A 16,122-nucleotide genomic window follows, 5' to 3' on the forward strand; every position below is an offset into this window, starting at 1 on the left:
GCCCCGCCCGAGGCGACTCGGGCGGGGCCATGGCGTGAGCGGGAAGGGCGGCGTGCTAGCGGTCGCCGTCCTCGCCGGCCGCTTCCAGTGACTCGGCGGCCTCGTCGGCGGTCTCGGCGAGGGTCTCGCCGGCGTCCTCGACGGCCTGGCCGGCCGCCTCGGTGCCCCGCTCGATGGCCTCGTCCACGGCCCGATCGGCGGTCTCCAGGGCCGAGGCGCCCTCGACCGGCTCCAGCACCAGGGTGATCGGCCCCTGATCGGCGTCCGGCCCCACCTCGACGCTGTGGCGCGCGGGGCTGATCCACTGCAGCTGGCCGTCGGCATCGCGGACCTCGGCATGCAGGGCGTGGGCGTGGCCGGGATCCACCTGGTTCAGCGGGTAGTCGATGGCAAAGGCCGCCGGCGCGTTGCCTCCGGCGTCGACTTGGGTCTCGGCGATGACCGTGGCCGGGGCGTCGGCCAGGGCCACGTCGCGCAGGCTGACCGTGACCCGGGCGTCCTCGGGCAGCGGGGTATCGGTGGCGGCGAACTCCAGCATGCCCTCGAGGGTGCGGCCTTGCGCTTGCGCGTCTCCGGCGGCCTGGTCGTTCCGGGTCGCCGTCGCGTTGTCGGCCTGTTCGCTCTGGGTGGCGGTGTCGGCCGGGGCGTTCTGCTCGCCGTCGTCGGCCTGATCGCAGCCGGCCAGCGCCAGGGTGCCGGTCAGCGCGGCGGCGAGGAAAAGATGACGCTTCATGGTCGGTCTCCTTGAACACGGGGTCCCTGTGGGGTGGAAGGGTCGCCTCCCTGCGACCGCTTCACTACGCACCCTAACAGCGCAATCTGCAGGAAGGGTGAAACCACTTGTCGCCCGGCGGCGACGTGTCGTTGCGCGACGCGGGGCGCCGGGGGAGAGGTAGCCGGGACGCGGCTCTGCTAGAATACGGAGCTTCCATTTTTCCCCACCGCCCGCGGCATCGGCCGCGAGGCGGCGCCATTCCGTTTTTCGAGGAGCCCGGGATGCCATCATCGAAGCAAGCGCCGCGCGTCGGCGTGATCATGGGGTCGAAGTCCGACTGGCCGGTCATGGAGCATGCCGTGACCATGCTCGAGCGGCTGGGGGTGCCCTGCGAGACCCGGGTGGTCTCGGCCCACCGCACCCCGGACCTGCTGTTCGACTACGCCAAGGAGGCCGCCGGCCGCGGCCTGCAGGCGATCATCGCCGGCGCCGGCGGCGCGGCCCACCTGCCCGGCATGGTGGCTTCCCAGACCGCGCTGCCGGTGCTGGGCGTGCCGGTGGAGTCCAAGTCCCTCAAGGGCCTGGACTCGCTGCTCTCCATCGTGCAGATGCCCGGCGGCGTCGCCGTGGGCACCCTGGCCATCGGCAAGGCCGGCGCCACCAACGCCGGCCTGCTGGCCGCCCAGATCGTCGGCCTGCAGGACGAGAGCGTGCGCGCCGCCGTGGAGGCCTTCCGCGCCGAGCAGACCCGGACGGTGCTGGACAACCCCGACCCGCGTCCCGACAGCGAGTGAGGCAGAGACGATGAACATCGGCGTACTGGGAGCCGGCCAGCTGGGCCGGATGCTGGCCCTGGCGGGCTATCCGCTGGCCAATCGCTTCACCTTCCTCGACACCACCGGCAACCCCAGCGCGGGGATCGGCGAGGTGATGATCGACACCGACGGCAAGCATCTCGAGTGCTTCCTCGACAAGGTCGACCTGGTCACCTACGAGTTCGAGCACCTGCCGGTGTCGCTGGTCCGGGCCATCGAGGAACGCAAGCCCGTGTATCCCGGAAGCGAGGCGATCCGGGTCTGCCAGAACCGCGCCGAGGAGAAGGCGCTGTTCGATCGCCTGGGCATTCCCACCCCGGCCTATCGCCTGGTGGACAGCGCCGAGGCGCTGGAGGCCGCGGTGCGCGAGCTGGGCGCCCCGGTGGTGGCCAAGTCGATCACCGAGGGCTACGACGGCAAGGGTCAGGCGGTGATCAAGGACCCGGCCGAGGCCGGGGAAGCCTGGCGGGCGATCAACCACCCGCGGCTGATCGTCGAGGCCTTCGTCGACTTCGCGCGCGAGGTGTCGATCATCGCCGTGCGCGGCCGCGACGGCGAGGTGGCCTTCTACCCCATGGCCGAGAACGTCCATGCCGACGGCATCCTGCGCTATTCGGTGGCGCCGGTGCCGGACCTGGACGATGCCGTCCAGCGCACCGCCGACGGCTACATTCGCGCGCTGCTCGACGAGCTCGACTATGTCGGCGTGCTGACCCTGGAGCTCTTCCAGACCCGGGACGGCGGCCTGATGGCCAACGAGATGGCGCCCCGGGTGCACAACTCCGGCCACTGGACCCTTGACGGCGCCGTCACCAGCCAGTTCGAGAACCACCTGCGGGCCATCCAGGGGCTGCCGCTGGGCGACACCGCCGCCCGCGCGCCCACCTGCATGGTCAACGTCATCGGCCGCGAGGCCGACAACGCCGCCGTGCTGGCCATGGGCGACGCCCACCTGCATCGCTACGACAAGGGCGAGCGCCCGGGCCGCAAGCTGGCCCACATCAACCTGGTCGCGCCGACCCATGCGGCGCTGCTGGAGAAGGTGCGCGCCTGCGCGGCCCTGGTGCCCGACGCCCCGCCGCCGCGTTTCAGCTTCGAGTGACGGACTGACCGGCCCCGAACGCAACAAGGCCGCGCCTCTCGGGCGCGGCCTTGTCGTGCTTCGCTCTTCCCCCTCACCCTATTCACCTCGCACCTCGCACCTCGCACCTCGCACCTCGCACCTCGCACCTCGCACCTCGCACCTCGCACCTCGCACCTCGCACCTCGCACCTCGCACCTCGCACCTCACACCTCGCACCTCACACCTCACCCCATCAACACCCGGCTCGCCAGCCCGCCCCCGGCCAGCAGCAGCACGAACAGCGTCAGCGCCAGCAGGAAGGGGCGCAGGCCCAGGGCGCGCAGCTTCGCCAGGCGCGTCTCGTAGCCCAGGGCGGCCATGGCCATGGTCAGCGCCAGCTGGCCGGCGTGCACCAGGCCCTCGTGGAGCGGCGCCGGCAGGGCGACCAGGCTGTTGACGCCCACCATCGCCACGAAGCCCAGGGCGAACCAGGGAATCGCCAGCCGGGCCGGTGCCTCGCCGGCATCCTCGGTATCCCGGCGATGCAGCCACCACTGGCCGACGATCAGCAGGAAGGGCACCAGCAGCATCACCCGCACCAGCTTGACGATCACCGCGTTGGTCAGGGCATCGGGGCCCACCGCCTCGCCGGCGGCCACCACCTGGGCGACCTCGTGCACGGTGGCGCCGATGTAGACGCCATAGAGGCCCTCGTCCATGCCCAGCAGCGGATACAGCAGCGGGTAGAGCAGCATCGCCAGGGAGCCGAACAGCACCACCGTGGCCACCGCCATGGAGGCGGCGGCGGGGCGCGAGCGGATGGTGGACTCGGTGGCCAGCACCGCGGCGGCGCCGCAGATGGCGCTGCCGGCGCTGGTCAGCAGGGTGGTCTCCCGATCCATGCCCAGCAGCCGCGTGCCGACCAGGTAGCCGGTGGTCAGCACGGCGCCGATGACCAGGGCGTCCAGCAGCAGCACCCGCGGGCCCAGGGCGCCGACCTGCTGCCAGGTCAGCGACAGGCCGAACAGCACGATGCCGGCGCGCAGCAGCCGGCGGGTGGCGAAGGCCAGCCCCGGCCCGGCGCCGGACAGCCGCCCGGCCAGGGGGGAATTGCCCGCCAGCACCCCCAGCGCCAGGGCCAGCACCAGGGGGCTGATGCCGGCCCGGGCGAGCGGCGGCAGGTCGGCGAGGCCGACGCCGCCGGCGGTCAGCAGGGAACAGAGCAGCAGGCCTTGCCACATGGCGGTATCCTCCCGAGCGTTGTGGATGGCCGCCATGCTATGCCCTAATAGCTCATATGGTTATCAGTTAATAACGAACCTTCTTTTCGGAAAAACCGATATGACGCCCCAGGTGAGTTTCCGCCAGCTGCAGGTCTTCGTCAGCGTGGCGCGCCTCGGTACGGTGAGCGCCGCCGCCGAGGCGCTGTCGCTGTCCCAGTCGGCGACCAGCCAGGCGCTCTCGGACCTGGAGCGCCAGCTCGGCGTGGCACTCTTCGAGCGCCCCGGGAGGCGGCTGTGCCTCAACGACCTGGGCCGGCGCCTGCTGCCCCGGGCCGAGGAGCTGCTCGACGGCCTGGCGGGCTTCGTGGCCGCCGCCCGGGAACCCGAGGGCGAGCTGAGCGGGGTGCTCGGGATCTCGGCCAGCGCCACCGTGGGCACCTACCTGCTGCCCGGCCTGGCGGGGCGCTTCAGCGAGGCGCATCCGGCGGTGGACCTGCGCCTGCGGCTGCGCAATACCGTCGAGGTGATCCACGACGTGCTGCGCCTGCAGGCGGATCTGGGGCTGATCGAGGGCGAGTGCCGGGAGCCGGCGCTGGTCGGCGAGCCCTGGTGCGAGGACCGGCTGGTGGTGGTCGCCGCGCCGGGTCATGCCCTGGCGCATGGCGGCGCGCTGGACGACGCGGCCCTGGCCGCGGCGCCCTGGATCCTGCGCGAGTCGGGGTCCGGCACCCGGGCGGTGCTGGAGCAGGCGATGCAGGCTCGGGGCCTGCGGCCCGAGGCCCGGCTGGAGCTCGGCCAGCACGAGGCCATCAAGCAGGCGGTGCGCGCCGGGCTGGGGCTCGGCTGCCTGTCGGAACTCAGCGTGGCCGGGGAGCTCGAGCGCGGCGAGCTGGTGGCTCTGGACACGCCGCTGTCGCTGCGCCGGACCTTCTCCCTGGTGTGGCATCCCGACCGTTACCGCAGCCCCCTGTGGCAGGCCTTCAAGGTCTTCCTGGTCGAGGCCCGCCCGCCGCGGGAGCGCCGGGCTGGCAGCGCTCCCCGGGCCGGGTAGACTGGAGCGTCACCCACGACACCGAGGGATCGGGATGCGACACGGCTTCGGCTTCGACCTGCGCAGCATGGAAATCTTCGTCGAGACCCTGGAGAGGGGCAGCCAGACGGCTGCCGCCCGCCACCTGGGGGTCAAGCAGTCGTCGATCTCCCAGAGCCTGGCCAACCTCGAGGAGGCCCTGGGCGTGATCCTGCTCGATCGCCACTCGCGCCCCCTGGAACCCACCGCGGCCGGGCGCTTCTTCTACGATCGGGCCAAGCGGCTGCTCGGGGAGGCCCGCACCACCCGGCGTGAGCTCCAGGCCGGCGCCTTCGGCCAGCTGCACCAGGTGCGCATGGCGCTGGTCGACTCCCTGGCCACCGCCGTCGGCCAGCCGCTGCTGGAGGTGATCCGCCGGCATACCGCCGACTACACCCTGACCACCGGGCTCTCCCACATGCATGGCCATGCCCTGCTGACCCGGCACGTGGACATCATCCTCTCCGACGATCGCCTGGAGAGCTACGACGGCCTGGAGCGCCATCCGGTGCTCGGCGAGCCCTTCGTGCTGGTACTGCCCGCCGACTGGGACGGCCCGGTGGACAACCTGGGCTGGCTGGCCCGGCGGCTGGACTTCGTCCGCTATACCTCCCAGGCGCTGATCGGCCAGACCATCGAACGCCACCTGCGCCTCAACCAGATGGAGCTGCCGGGGCGCCTGCACCTGGACAACACCTACGCCGTGCTGAGCCTGGTCGCCGGCGGCGCCGGCTGGACCATCACCACCCCGCTTTGCCTCTACCAGGCCGGGCTGGATCACCTGGCCGTGCGCGTCGTCCCCCTCCCCACCGAGCCCCTGCGCCGCGACCTGACCCTGGTGGCCAGGCGCGACGAGCTCGGCGGCCTGCCCGCCCGGCTGGCCCGGGACAGTCGCCGCCTGCTGGAGCGTCACTTCGTGCAGGAGATGCGCCGCCACCTGCCCTGGGTGGAGCCCGAACTCCAGGGCCTCTGAGCCGGGGCGGGCCGTCTCGCGCGGCCACTATCGGTTTTACCTATGGCCTGGCTGTCGGCTGGGCCGATGCTGTTTGCCGCCTGCGAGCGGGGGAGACCACACTGGCCTCGTGCTAGTGGCGATGCTGGCCCGGCGGCGGCGCGATCCGGCCGGGCCCGACAATGACAACAAGCCAGAGTGAGATTTCGATGAGCCATCCCCCCTCCTCGGTGGACTACGAGTCCGTCGACACGACCTACCTCGAGAAACGCAAGCTGAAGAAGGGCGCGGCGGGCTGGATCCTGCTGGCCAGCCTGGGCGTGTCCTACGTGATCTCCGGCGACTACGCCGGCTGGAACTTCGGCCTGGCCGCCGGCGGCTTCGGCGGCATGCTGGTGGCCACGGTGCTGATGGCGATCATGTATACCGCCATGGTGCTGTCCATCGCCGAGCTGTCCTCCTCGCTGCCCACCGCCGGTGGCGGCTACAGCTTCGCCCGGCGCGCCCTGGGCCCCTGGGGCGGCTATGTCACCGGCACCGCCATCCTGCTGGAATACGCCATCGCCCCGGCGGCCATCGCCATCTTCATCGGCGGCTACGTCAACGAGCTGATCGGCCTCAACGGGCCGCTGGTCTATGCCGCCTTCTATGCGCTCTTCGTCGGCATCCACCTGTGGGGCGCCGGCGAGGCGCTGAAGATCATGATGGGCATCACGGCGCTGGCGGTGGTGGCCATCCTGGTCTTCGTGATCGGCATGCTGCCGCACTTCAGCGTCGACAACCTGTTCGACATCGCGCCCAGCGCCGGCGTCGCGGGGGCCTCGGCCTTCCTGCCCGAGGGCGTCATGGGCATCTGGGGCGCGCTGCCCTTCGCCATCTGGCTGTTCCTGGCGGTCGAAGGCGTGCCCCTGGCCGCCGAGGAGGCCGGCGATCCGGGCCGCGACATGCCGCGGGGCATCATCACCGCCATGCTGGTGCTGCTGGTGTTCGCCGCCTGCGTGCTGCTGCTGGCCCCCGGCGGCGCCGGGGCGGCGGCCATGAGCGAGCACGCCGCGCCCCTGGTCGGCGCCCTGCAGGCGGTCTACGGCCCCGATTCCTGGGCGGCCGGCTTCGTCAACCTGGTGGGCCTGGCCGGGCTGATCGCCTCCTTCTTCTCGATCATCTTCGGCTACTCCCGCCAGACCTTCGCCCTGTCCCGGGCCGGCTACCTGCCGCGCTGGCTGTCGGTCACCGGCGAGCGCAAGGTGCCCTACCTGGCGCTGATCGTGCCCGGCGTGATCGGCTTCCTGCTGTCGCTGACCGGCAAGGGCGACCTGATGATCACCATGGCGGTGTTCGGCGCCACCATCTCCTACGCCATGATGACCCTCTCGCACATCCTGCTGCGCCGCCGCGAGCCTGAACTCGAGCGTCCCTACCGGACTCCGGGCGGCACCCTGACCTCGGGTGTGGCCTTCGTCCTGGCCATCGTCGCCTTCCTCTCGACCTTCGTGGTCAGCGTCGAGGCGGCGCTGTGGTCGGCGGTCTTCTACGCCGTGATGCTCGCCTACTTCGGCCTCTACAGCCGGCACCGCCTGGTGGCCCAGGCCCCGGAGGAGGAATTCGAGGCCATCGCCCGGGCCGAGCGGGAACTGGCGGACGAAGAACCGGCCCCGAGCATGGTCTAACTCCTACGACCCGACATGCCGCCGGGCGCGGGCCCGGCGGCGACTCCGATAACAACAGACCCAACGAGGAATCCACGATGAGCGGAATGCAGGCCAGAGAGATCAAGACCGCGGAAGACGCCCGGCGCATCGTCGAGGAACGCGGCCTCAGTCACGTCAAGGTGGGCATGTTCGACATGGACGGCGTGATGCTCGGCAAGTACATGCAGCGCGAGAAGTTCTTCTCGGCCCTGGAGGACGGCTTCGCCTTCTGCGACGTGGTGCTGGGCTGGGACAGCAAGGACGAGCTCTACGACAACGTCCGCTTCACCGGCTGGCACACCGGCTATCCCGATGCCCCGTTGCGGGTCATCCCCGAGAGCTGCCGCGAGCTGCCCAGCGAGGGCAACGGCATGCTGCTGTTCCTGGCCGACTTCCAGGGGCCGGCCGGGGACATCTGCCCGCGCGGCCTGCTGAGCCGGGTGCTCGAGCGGGGCCGTGAGATGGGCTACGACGCCTTCGGCTCCCTGGAGTACGAGTTCTTCATGTTCCAGGAGACCCCCGAGTCGGTGCGCGAGAAGGGCTTTCGCAACCTCAAGCCCCTGACCCCCGACATGATGGGCTACTCGATGCTCAGGAGCTCGGTGCACAGCGAGCTCTACCACGAGCTGCTGGCGCTGGCCGAGACCATGGACTTCCCCATCGAGGGGCTGCATACCGAGACCGGTCCGGGCGTGCTGGAGGCGGCCATCGCCGTGGACGACGCCATGGCCGCCGGCGACAAGGGCGCGCTGTTCAAGACCTTCACCAAGGTCTGGGCCCAGCGCCGCGGCCTGATGGCCACCTTCATGGCCAAGTGGTCCCCGGACTATCCGGGCCAGAGCGGCCACATCCACCTGTCGCTGCGCGAGCGCGACTCGGGCCGCTCGGCCTTCTTCGACGCCGACAAGCCCTACCGGATGAGCGACGTCCAGCGCCACTTCGTGGCCGGCCAGCAGAAGCTGATGCCGGAGTTCCTGGCCATGTTCGCGCCCACCATCAACAGCTACACCCGGCTGATCCCCGGCTTCTGGGCGCCCACCGAGGCCACCTGGGGCGTGGAGAACCGCACCACGGCCCTGCGCGTGATCCCCGGCGGCGACAAGTCCCAGCGCGTCGAGTACCGCCTGGGCAGCGCCGACGCCAACCCCTACCTGGCGCTGGCCGCCGCCATCGGCGCCGGGCTCTACGGCATCGAGCACCGCCTGGAGCCCGACGAGCCGGTCAAGGGCAACGCCTACGAGCTGGACCACCCCGCCCATCAGGCGCTGCCCGCCACCCTCTGGGAGGCGGCCCAGCGGTTCAAGGCCTCGGAGGCGGCTCGCGAGATGTTCGGGGAGGCCTTCGTCGAGCATTTCGCCGCCACCCGGGAATGGGAGGAACGGGAGTTCCGGCGGCATATCACCGACTGGGAGCTGGATCGCTACTTCGAGATTATCTGAGGGGCGAGGTTCGAGGTTCGAGGGGCGAGGGGCGAGGAGTAAGGAGTGAAGGGTGAGGGGTGAGGTGAAAGGCTCGCAGCCCGCAGCCCGCAGCCCGCAGCCCGCAGCCCGCAGCTCCCAGCTCGAAGCCCGAAGCCCGAAGCCCGAAGCCCGAAGCCCGAAGCCCGAAGCCCGAAGCCCGAAGCCCGAGGCCCGGAGCTCAAGACCCGAAGCCCGTGGCGACGCGTCGCCGATAACGAGAGGATCAAGACACCATGGCAGTACAACAGACGATATCCCCGGTGGATGGCTCGATCTACGTCGAGCGCGAGCTGGCCGATCCGGCCCGGGTGGAGGCGGCCCTGGCGCGGGCGGTGACGGCCCAGGAGGCCTGGCGCGAGACCCCGATCGGCCAGCGGGCCCGCTACTGCTCGGCGATGGTCGACGCCATCGTGGCCCGGCGCGATGCCCTGGCCGAGGAGCTGACCTGGCAGATGGGCCGGCCCATCGCCGCCGGCGGCGGCGAGATCGGCGGCTTCGAGGAGCGCGCCCGGGGAATGATCGGCCTGGCCGAAGCCGCCCTGGCCCCGGTCGAGCTGCCCGACAAGCCGGGCTTCACCCGCTACATCACCCGGGAGCCGCTGGGCGTTTCCTTCATCGTGGCACCATGGAACTTCCCCTTCATGACCGCGGTGAACGCCATCGTGCCGGCGCTGATGGCCGGCAACGCCGTGATCCTCAAGCACTCGGCGCAGACCCCGCTGTGCGCCGAGCGCCTGCAGGAGGCCTTCGACGCCGCCGGCCTGCCGGATGGCGTCTTCCAGCACCTGCACCTCTCCCATGCGGCCACCGAGGCGCTGATCCGCGACGCGCGCATCGATCACGTCTCCTTCACCGGCTCGGTGGGCGGCGGCGAGATGGTCGAGCGCAACGCCGCCGGGCGCTTCATCGCCACCGGGCTCGAGCTGGGCGGCAAGGATCCGGCCTATGTGCGCGCCGACGCCGACCTGGACGAGGCCGTGCCCGGGGTCATGGACGGGGCCTTCTTCAACTCGGGGCAGAGCTGCTGCGGCATCGAGCGCATCTACGTGCACCGCGACCTCTACGACGCCTTCGTCGAGCGGGCGGTGGCCTGGGTCCGTGAGCTCCGCCTCGGCAATCCCACCGATCCGGCGACGACCCTGGGCCCGGTGGTCAAGCCGGCCGCCGCGGATTTCGTGCGCGGCCAGGTGGAGGAGGCCGTGACCGCCGGGGCCCGGGCCTGGATCGATCCCGGCGACTACCCGCTGTCGCGGCCGGGCAGCGCCTACCTGGCGCCCCAGGTGCTGACCGGGGTGGATCACTCCATGCGGGTCATGCGCGAGGAGAGCTTCGGGCCGGTGGTGGGCATCATGCCGGTCGAGGACGATGAGGAGGCCGTCCGGCTGATGAACGACAGCGACTTCGGCCTGACCGCCGCGGTGTTCACCCGGGACATCGCCGCCGGCGAGGCGCTGGCCCGTCGCCTGGAGGCGGGCACGGTGTTCACCAACCGCTGCGACTACCTGGACCCGGAACTGGCCTGGACCGGCGTCAAGCAGTCCGGCCGGGGCTGCTCGCTGTCCCGGCTGGGCTACGAGACCCTGACCCGGCCCAAGTCCTTTCATCTCAAGCACTGAACGGAAGGAAGAGCACAGAAGGAAGAGGGAAGAACCTCGTGCTTCTTCCGTCTTCCAGCCGCGCAGCGGCGATCTTCCGTCTTCCATCTCTGGTACGAGGTCATCATGAGCCAAGACGATATGAGCCGATTCACCACGGGCTGGAACTATCCGGCCCAGATCCTCACCGGCGCGGGGCGGGCCCGGGAGCTGCCGGCGGCCTGCCGGGCGCTGGGCATGCGCGCGCCGCTGCTGATCACCGACCCGGGCCTGGCCGGCCTGCCCATGGTCCGCGACCTGGTGGATGCCGGCGCCGAGGACGGGCTGCACATCGGTGTGTTCAGCGACATCAAGGGCAACCCCACCGGCGCCAACGTCGCCGCCGGGGTAGCGGCCTTCCGCGAGGGCGGCCACGACGGCGTGATCGCCTTCGGCGGGGGCTCCGGCCTGGACGCCGCCAAGGCGGTGGCGCTGATGGCCCGCCAGCGCGACGACCTCTCGCTGTGGGCCCTGGAGGACGTCGGCGACAACTGGACGCAGGCCGACGGCGACGCCGTGGCCCCGGTTGTGGCGGTGCCCACCACCGCCGGCACCGGCTCGGAGGTGGGCCGGGCCTCGGTGATCACCGACGAGGGCGCCCAGGTCAAGCGCATCATCTTCCATCCGGCCATGGTGCCGGCCACGGTGATCCTCGACCCCGAGCTGACCACCGGCCTGCCGCCGGCGATCACCGCGGCCACCGGCATGGACGCGCTGTCCCACTGCATGGAGGCCTGGTGCTCGCCCAACTACCACCCCATGGCCGAGGGCATCGCCGTGGAGGGCATGCGCCGGATCCGCGACTTCCTGCCTCAAGCCTATACCGATGGCCGTAATCTGGAAGCGCGCATGAATATGCTGGTCGCTTCCATGATGGGCGCCACCGCCTTCCAGCGGGGGCTCGGCGGCATGCATGCCCTGGCCCACCCCCTGGGCGCGCTCTACGATGCCCATCACGGCACCCTCAACGCCGTGCTGATGCCCTATGTGCTGCGTGCCAACGAGCGGGCCATCGGCGAGCCCATGGTGCGCCTGGGGCGTTACCTGGACCTGCGCCAGCCGGGCACCGCCTCGGTCATCGACTGGGTGCTCGACCTGCGCGAGCGCCTGGGCATCCCGCACACCCTGGCCGCCCTGGACATCGATACCGCCCGGGCCGATCGGGTGGGGGAGATGGCCGTCGCCGATCCTTCCTCCGGCTCCAATCCCATCGCCTTCACCGCCGGCCAGTACCGGGACATCTTCGTTCAGGCCGTCGAGGGGCGCCTCTAACCTGCACAGGGAGACCGCCGATGCGGATCGGACTGCTGCAATGCGACGACGTGGCGCCGGAGCTGCGCGAGCGCCACGGCAACTACCCGGCGATGTTCGAGCGCTTGTTCACCTCGGTGGACGCGACCCTCGAGTTCCGGGTCTGGCGCTGCCTGGACGGGGAGATCCCCGACGATCCCGAGGCGGTGGATGCCTGGCTGACCACCGGCTCCAAGTTCGGCGTCAACGACGGCCTGGCCTGGGTGGCCGACCTGGAGACCTTCGTCCGCCGGGTGTGGGCCGCCGGCCGGCCGCTGGTGGGCATCTGCTTCGGCCACCAGCTGATCGCCAAGGCCCTGGGCGGCGAGGTCGTCAAGAGCGAGCGGGGCTGGGGCGTGGGCATGTCCTTCAACCGGGTGACCGGCCGGGCCGAGTGGATGACGCCCTGGCAGGAGGGCCTGGACCTGGTGGTCAGCCACCAGGATCAGGTGGTGTCGCCCCCGGAGGGCAGTCGGGTGCTCGCCGGCAGCGACTTCTGCCCCGTCTACCTGATGCAGGTGGGCGAGACCTTCCTCGGCGTCCAGGGCCATCCGGAATTCGCCAAGCCCTACTCGGCGGACCTGATGGCGCTGCGCCGCGACCAGGTCGGCGCCCAGCGGGTCCGCGAGGGCCTGGCCTCGCTGCATGCGCCGGTGGACGATGCGCTGATGGTGCGCTGGATCCTCGCCTTCATGCGCCGGGCCCTGGACGCACGCGCCCGTTCTTGATCCGGGCGAGCCCCGGCGGCGAAGGGCTTGTCGAGGGCGCAGGGCCGGCTCACCATAGGGCCATGGCCGAGGGCAGTTCGCGGGGTCGCGAGCCGGCCGATCAAGGAGGAGCCGACGCGTGGTGCCGTCGATGACCGAGCCGGGGCCGGCGTCAGCCAGCCTGATCCTGCTGGGCGCGATCCTCTCGCTCAGCATCCTCGCCGACGCCGTGGCCAGCCGCACCCGGCTGCCGCGGATCTCGCTGCTGGTGCTGGTGGGCCTGGGCGTGGCGGTGGTCCAGCAGTGGTGGCTCGCCCAGCCCGACGCGCGCCCGCTGGACGGCCTCGGCGAGCCGCTGATCCAGGTGGCCCTGGTCATGGTGGCCTTCCTGCTGGGCGGCGAGCTGACCGCCGAGCGCTTGCGCACCACCGGGCCCCTGATCCTGATCGTCTCGCTGTCGGTGATCGTCGTGGGCGCGCTGGCGGTGGGCGCCGGCCTGCTGGCGCTGGGCTTTCCGCTGGCGGTCGCCGTGTCCCTGGCGGCCATCTCCGTGGCCACCGATCCGGCGGCGGTCCAGGAGACGATCCATGCCGGCGGCGACACCCGGCTGCGGGCGCGGGTGCTGCTGGGCATCGTGGCCATCGACGACGGCTGGGGCATCCTGGTGTTCGGCCTGGCCATGGCGGCGCTGGGGTGGGCGCTGTCCGGCGATGGCCAGCTGGCGCTGCTCGAGGCCGCCTGGGAACTGGGCGGCGCCCTGGCGCTGGGGGCGCTCGTCGGCCTGCCTGCGGCCTGGCTGACCGGCCGCCTGGCCCCCGGGGAGCCCACCCGGGTCGAGGCCATCGCCCTGATCCTGCTGCTCGCCGGGCTATCGTCCTGGCTGGGCGTCTCGTCGCTGCTGGCGGCGATGGTCACCGGCGCCCTGGTGGCCAACCTGTCGCGCCACCATACCCGCTCGTTCAACGAGATCGAGCACATCGAGTGGCCCTTCCTGGTGTTCTTCTTCGTGCTCTCCGGGGCCAGCGTCGACCTGCTGCACCTCGACGAGTCGCTGGGCCTGATCCTGGCCTATGTGCTGCTGCGGCTGGCGGGGCGCCTGCTGGGCGGCCTGCTGGGGGTGCGCCTGGCCAGGGTGCGCCAGGCGGAGCTGCCCCGGGACATCGGCCTGGCGCTGACGCCCCAGGCCGGGGTCGCCATGGGCATGGCGCTGCTCGCCGCGGAACACTTCCCGGCCCACGGGACGGCGCTGCTCTCGGCGGTGGTGACCTCGACCCTGGTGTTCGAGACCATCGGGCCCATGCTGGTGCGCCGCGTGCTGCGCTGAGCGCTCAGGGCCGCCGGGCGCCCAGCAGCCGCAGGCCGTTGGCCACCACCAGCAGGCTTGCCCCCATGTCGGCGAACACCGCCATCCACAGGGTCGCCTGGCCGGCGAAGGCCAGCGCCAGGAACACCGCCTTGAGGCCCAGGGCCAGGACGATGTTCTGGATCAGCACCCGGCGGGTGGCCCGGGACAGGCGCAGGAAGGTCGGCAGCTTGCCGGGGTCGTCGTCCATCAGGGCCACGTCGGCGGTCTCGATGGCCGCATCGCTGCCCGCCGCGCCCATGGCGAAGCCGATGTCCGCGCGGGCCAGGGCCGGGGCGTCGTTGATGCCGTCGCCGACCATGCCGATCACGCCGCGCCCGCCGAGGCGCTCGATGGCGGCCAGCTTGTCTTCCGGCAGCAGTTCCCCGCGGGCCTCGTCGATGCCCGCCTCGGCGGCGATGGCGGCCACGCTGCGCTGGCTGTCTCCGGACAGCATGCAGGTCCGCACGCCGAGCTCGTGCAGCGCCGTCACCGCCTCGCGGGCGCCGGGCCTGAGCATGTCGCGGACCACGAACAGCGCCCGGGGCGCCTCGGCGTCGCCGAGCAGGACCACGCTGTCGCCGCGCTCGGCCAGCGCGTCCAGGCGCGGCTCCAGCGTCGGGTCGACGAGCCCCCGGGCCGCCATCAGGCGGCGGTTGCCCAGCCACCAGCGCCGGCCGTCGACCTCGCCCTCCACGCCCAGGCCGGGCCGCTCGCGCAGCTCGCTCACCTCGGCGGCCGCGCCGTCCTCGCCCAGGGCCGCGTGCAGGGCGCGGGACACCGGATGGGTGGAGCGCGCCGCCAGGCCGGCGGCGATCCGCGCCGGCTCGCTCCCGGCGACGCCGAGTGGCTGCCAGTCGGCCAGGCGCGGCTCGCCCCGGGTCAGGGTGCCGGTCTTGTCCAGGGCCAGCCAGGTCAGCCGGTGGCCCTGCTCCAGGAAGCGGCCGCCCTTGATCAGGATGCCGGCCCGGGCGGCGGCCGAGAGGCCGCTGACGATGCTCACCGGCGTCGAGATCACCAGCGCGCAGGGGCAGGCGATCACCAGCAGCACCAGCGCCCGGTAGACGCCGTCCAGCCAGGCGCCGGGGAACAGCAGCGGCCAGGCCAGGGCGGTGAGCAGGGCCAGGCCCAGCACCGCCGGCGTGTAGACCGCCGAGAAGCGGTCGATGAAGCGCTGGGTGGGGGCGCGAGCGGCCTGGGCGGCCTCCACCGCCTGGATGATGCGCGCCAGGGTGGAATCGTCCGCGGGTCGGGTGACGCGCAGGTCGAAGTCGCCGTGGCGGTTGACGGTGCCGGCGAAGACGGCCTCGCCGGGGGCCTTGTCCCGGGGCCGGCTCTCGCCGGTGATCGGCGACTCGTCCAGGGTCGGGGTGCCGCGGACGACCTCGCCGTCCAGCGGCAGGCGCTCGCCGGGCAGCACGCGCACCGTCTCGCCCACCGCCACCTCGCCGGCGGGCACGCGGACCCAGCCGCCGTCCGGGCCCTGGCGACGCGCCTGCGCCGGGGCCTTGTCGAGCAGCGCGCGGATGGCGCCCCGGGCCCGTTCCAGGGAGCGGGCCTCGAGGTGCTCGGCCAGGGTGAACAGCACCATGACCATGGCCGCCTCGGCCCAGTGGCCGATCAGCAGCGCGCCGGTCACCGCCACGCTCATCAGGGCGTTGATGTTGAGGCTGCGATGGCGCAACGCCACCCAGCCCTTGCGCCAGGTGGGCAGGCCCACCAGGGCGATGGCGGCCAGCGCCAGCAGCGGCGCCATGACGCCGGCGGCGGGCGTGGCGGTCCAGCCGACCAGCTCGGCCCCCAGCGCCAGCAGGGCGGCCACCGCCAGCCGGCCCCAGGGACGGGGCGCGGGCGCCTCCCGAGGCGCGTCGGCGTCCAGCGGCCGGGGCGTCATGCCGGCATCGCGAATGGCGCGGTCCACGGCCGCCGGATCGGCGTCGCGGTGATGGACGCTGAGCACCCGGCCCATCAGGTCGAAGTCCAGGGCGGCGACCCCGGGCACCCGGTCCAGGGCCTTGCGCAGCAAAGCCTCCTCGGTGGGGCAGTCCATCTCGGTGATGCGCCGCCGCAAGGTCTCGGTGCCGGGCGGGGCGGCGACCGCCTCGCGCGCCGGCGAGGCGTCGCCGCAACCGCCGCTGCAGGTCTGGGAGGTATCGGCCATCGG

Annotated in this window: 13 protein-coding genes; 10 read left to right on the forward strand and 3 right to left on the reverse strand. The window is 72.1% G+C overall.

Annotated features, from left to right (window positions below):
* Positions 1 to 55: 55 nt before the first annotated feature.
* Positions 56 to 733, reverse strand: coding sequence for a YbaY family lipoprotein (locus QC818_RS01230; protein ID WP_309651007.1), 678 nt, complete (start codon positions 731 to 733; stop codon positions 56 to 58).
* A 263-nt stretch (positions 734 to 996) separates the two neighbouring features.
* On the opposite strand from QC818_RS01230, the gene purE reads away from it, so the two are divergent.
* Entirely contained in the window at positions 997 to 1,509 is a 513-nt protein-coding gene (gene purE, locus QC818_RS01235) for a 5-(carboxyamino)imidazole ribonucleotide mutase (RefSeq protein WP_309651008.1), read from the forward strand.
* A 10-nt stretch (positions 1,510 to 1,519) separates the two neighbouring features.
* The gene (locus QC818_RS01240) at positions 1,520 to 2,632 is read left to right on the forward strand and encodes a 5-(carboxyamino)imidazole ribonucleotide synthase (protein ID WP_309651009.1); all 1,113 of its coding nucleotides are present in this window, start codon (positions 1,520 to 1,522) and stop codon (positions 2,630 to 2,632) included.
* Positions 2,633 to 2,838: 206 nt separating this feature from the next.
* Here the strand turns inward: QC818_RS01240 and QC818_RS01245 are convergent, their stop codons facing one another.
* Complete coding sequence (locus tag QC818_RS01245; RefSeq protein ID WP_309651010.1) at positions 2,839 to 3,834, reverse strand: YeiH family protein; 996 nt, start codon at positions 3,832 to 3,834, stop codon at positions 2,839 to 2,841.
* 100 nt (positions 3,835 to 3,934) lie between these two features.
* Between QC818_RS01245 and QC818_RS01250 the strand changes: the two genes are divergently transcribed.
* The 8 genes from QC818_RS01250 to QC818_RS01285 all read left to right on the forward strand — a co-directional run bounded on the left by QC818_RS01250 (position 3,935) and on the right by QC818_RS01285 (position 13,940).
* Positions 3,935 to 4,867 (forward strand): LysR substrate-binding domain-containing protein, encoded by a 933-nt coding sequence (locus tag QC818_RS01250; RefSeq protein ID WP_309651011.1) that lies wholly within the window; start codon positions 3,935 to 3,937, stop codon positions 4,865 to 4,867.
* A gap of 34 nt (positions 4,868 to 4,901) precedes the next feature.
* Complete coding sequence (locus tag QC818_RS01255) at positions 4,902 to 5,858, forward strand: LysR family transcriptional regulator (RefSeq protein WP_309651012.1); 957 nt, start codon at positions 4,902 to 4,904, stop codon at positions 5,856 to 5,858.
* Between the two features lie 188 nt (positions 5,859 to 6,046).
* A complete protein-coding gene (gene eat / locus QC818_RS01260; RefSeq protein WP_309651013.1) occupies positions 6,047 to 7,504 on the forward strand; it encodes an ethanolamine permease in 1,458 nt (485 codons plus the stop codon).
* A 77-nt stretch (positions 7,505 to 7,581) separates the two neighbouring features.
* Positions 7,582 to 8,964: a glutamine synthetase family protein gene (locus QC818_RS01265; RefSeq protein ID WP_309651014.1), complete on the forward strand. Its 1,383-nt coding sequence runs from the start codon at positions 7,582 to 7,584 to the stop codon at positions 8,962 to 8,964.
* A gap of 254 nt (positions 8,965 to 9,218) precedes the next feature.
* Positions 9,219 to 10,601, forward strand: coding sequence for an aldehyde dehydrogenase family protein (locus QC818_RS01270; RefSeq protein WP_309651015.1), 1,383 nt, complete (start codon positions 9,219 to 9,221; stop codon positions 10,599 to 10,601).
* 105 nt (positions 10,602 to 10,706) lie between these two features.
* Positions 10,707 to 11,891: an iron-containing alcohol dehydrogenase gene (locus tag QC818_RS01275; RefSeq protein ID WP_309651016.1), complete on the forward strand. Its 1,185-nt coding sequence runs from the start codon at positions 10,707 to 10,709 to the stop codon at positions 11,889 to 11,891.
* A gap of 20 nt (positions 11,892 to 11,911) precedes the next feature.
* The gene (locus QC818_RS01280; RefSeq protein ID WP_309651017.1) at positions 11,912 to 12,637 is read left to right on the forward strand and encodes a glutamine amidotransferase-related protein; all 726 of its coding nucleotides are present in this window, start codon (positions 11,912 to 11,914) and stop codon (positions 12,635 to 12,637) included.
* Between the two features lie 118 nt (positions 12,638 to 12,755).
* Entirely contained in the window at positions 12,756 to 13,940 is a 1,185-nt protein-coding gene (locus QC818_RS01285) for a cation:proton antiporter (RefSeq protein WP_309651018.1), read from the forward strand.
* A gap of 4 nt (positions 13,941 to 13,944) precedes the next feature.
* Here the strand turns inward: QC818_RS01285 and QC818_RS01290 are convergent, their stop codons facing one another.
* A complete protein-coding gene (locus tag QC818_RS01290) occupies positions 13,945 to 16,119 on the reverse strand; it encodes a heavy metal translocating P-type ATPase (protein ID WP_309651019.1) in 2,175 nt (724 codons plus the stop codon).
* Positions 16,120 to 16,122: the final 3 nt, after the last annotated feature.

Origin of the sequence: Halomonas koreensis, assembly GCF_031451675.1 — a bacterium.
Lineage (GTDB): Bacteria > Pseudomonadota > Gammaproteobacteria > Pseudomonadales > Halomonadaceae > Halomonas > Halomonas koreensis.

Excerpts from the sequence above, each read along its gene's own strand:
- QC818_RS01230 (WP_309651007.1), bottom strand. The coding sequence starts at position 733 with ATGAAGCGTCATCTTTTCCTCGCCGCCGCGCTGACCGGCACCCTGGCG.
- purE (WP_309651008.1), top strand. The coding sequence starts at position 997 with ATGCCATCATCGAAGCAAGCGCCGCGCGTCGGCGTGATCATGGGGTCG.
- QC818_RS01240 (WP_309651009.1), top strand. The coding sequence starts at position 1,520 with ATGAACATCGGCGTACTGGGAGCCGGCCAGCTGGGCCGGATGCTGGCC.
- QC818_RS01245 (WP_309651010.1), bottom strand. The coding sequence starts at position 3,834 with ATGTGGCAAGGCCTGCTGCTCTGTTCCCTGCTGACCGCCGGCGGCGTC.
- QC818_RS01250 (WP_309651011.1), top strand. The coding sequence starts at position 3,935 with ATGACGCCCCAGGTGAGTTTCCGCCAGCTGCAGGTCTTCGTCAGCGTG.
- QC818_RS01255 (WP_309651012.1), top strand. The coding sequence starts at position 4,902 with ATGCGACACGGCTTCGGCTTCGACCTGCGCAGCATGGAAATCTTCGTC.
- eat (WP_309651013.1), top strand. The coding sequence starts at position 6,047 with ATGAGCCATCCCCCCTCCTCGGTGGACTACGAGTCCGTCGACACGACC.
- QC818_RS01265 (WP_309651014.1), top strand. The coding sequence starts at position 7,582 with ATGAGCGGAATGCAGGCCAGAGAGATCAAGACCGCGGAAGACGCCCGG.
- QC818_RS01270 (WP_309651015.1), top strand. The coding sequence starts at position 9,219 with ATGGCAGTACAACAGACGATATCCCCGGTGGATGGCTCGATCTACGTC.
- QC818_RS01275 (WP_309651016.1), top strand. The coding sequence starts at position 10,707 with ATGAGCCAAGACGATATGAGCCGATTCACCACGGGCTGGAACTATCCG.
- QC818_RS01280 (WP_309651017.1), top strand. The coding sequence starts at position 11,912 with ATGCGGATCGGACTGCTGCAATGCGACGACGTGGCGCCGGAGCTGCGC.
- QC818_RS01290 (WP_309651019.1), bottom strand. The coding sequence starts at position 16,119 with ATGGCCGATACCTCCCAGACCTGCAGCGGCGGTTGCGGCGACGCCTCG.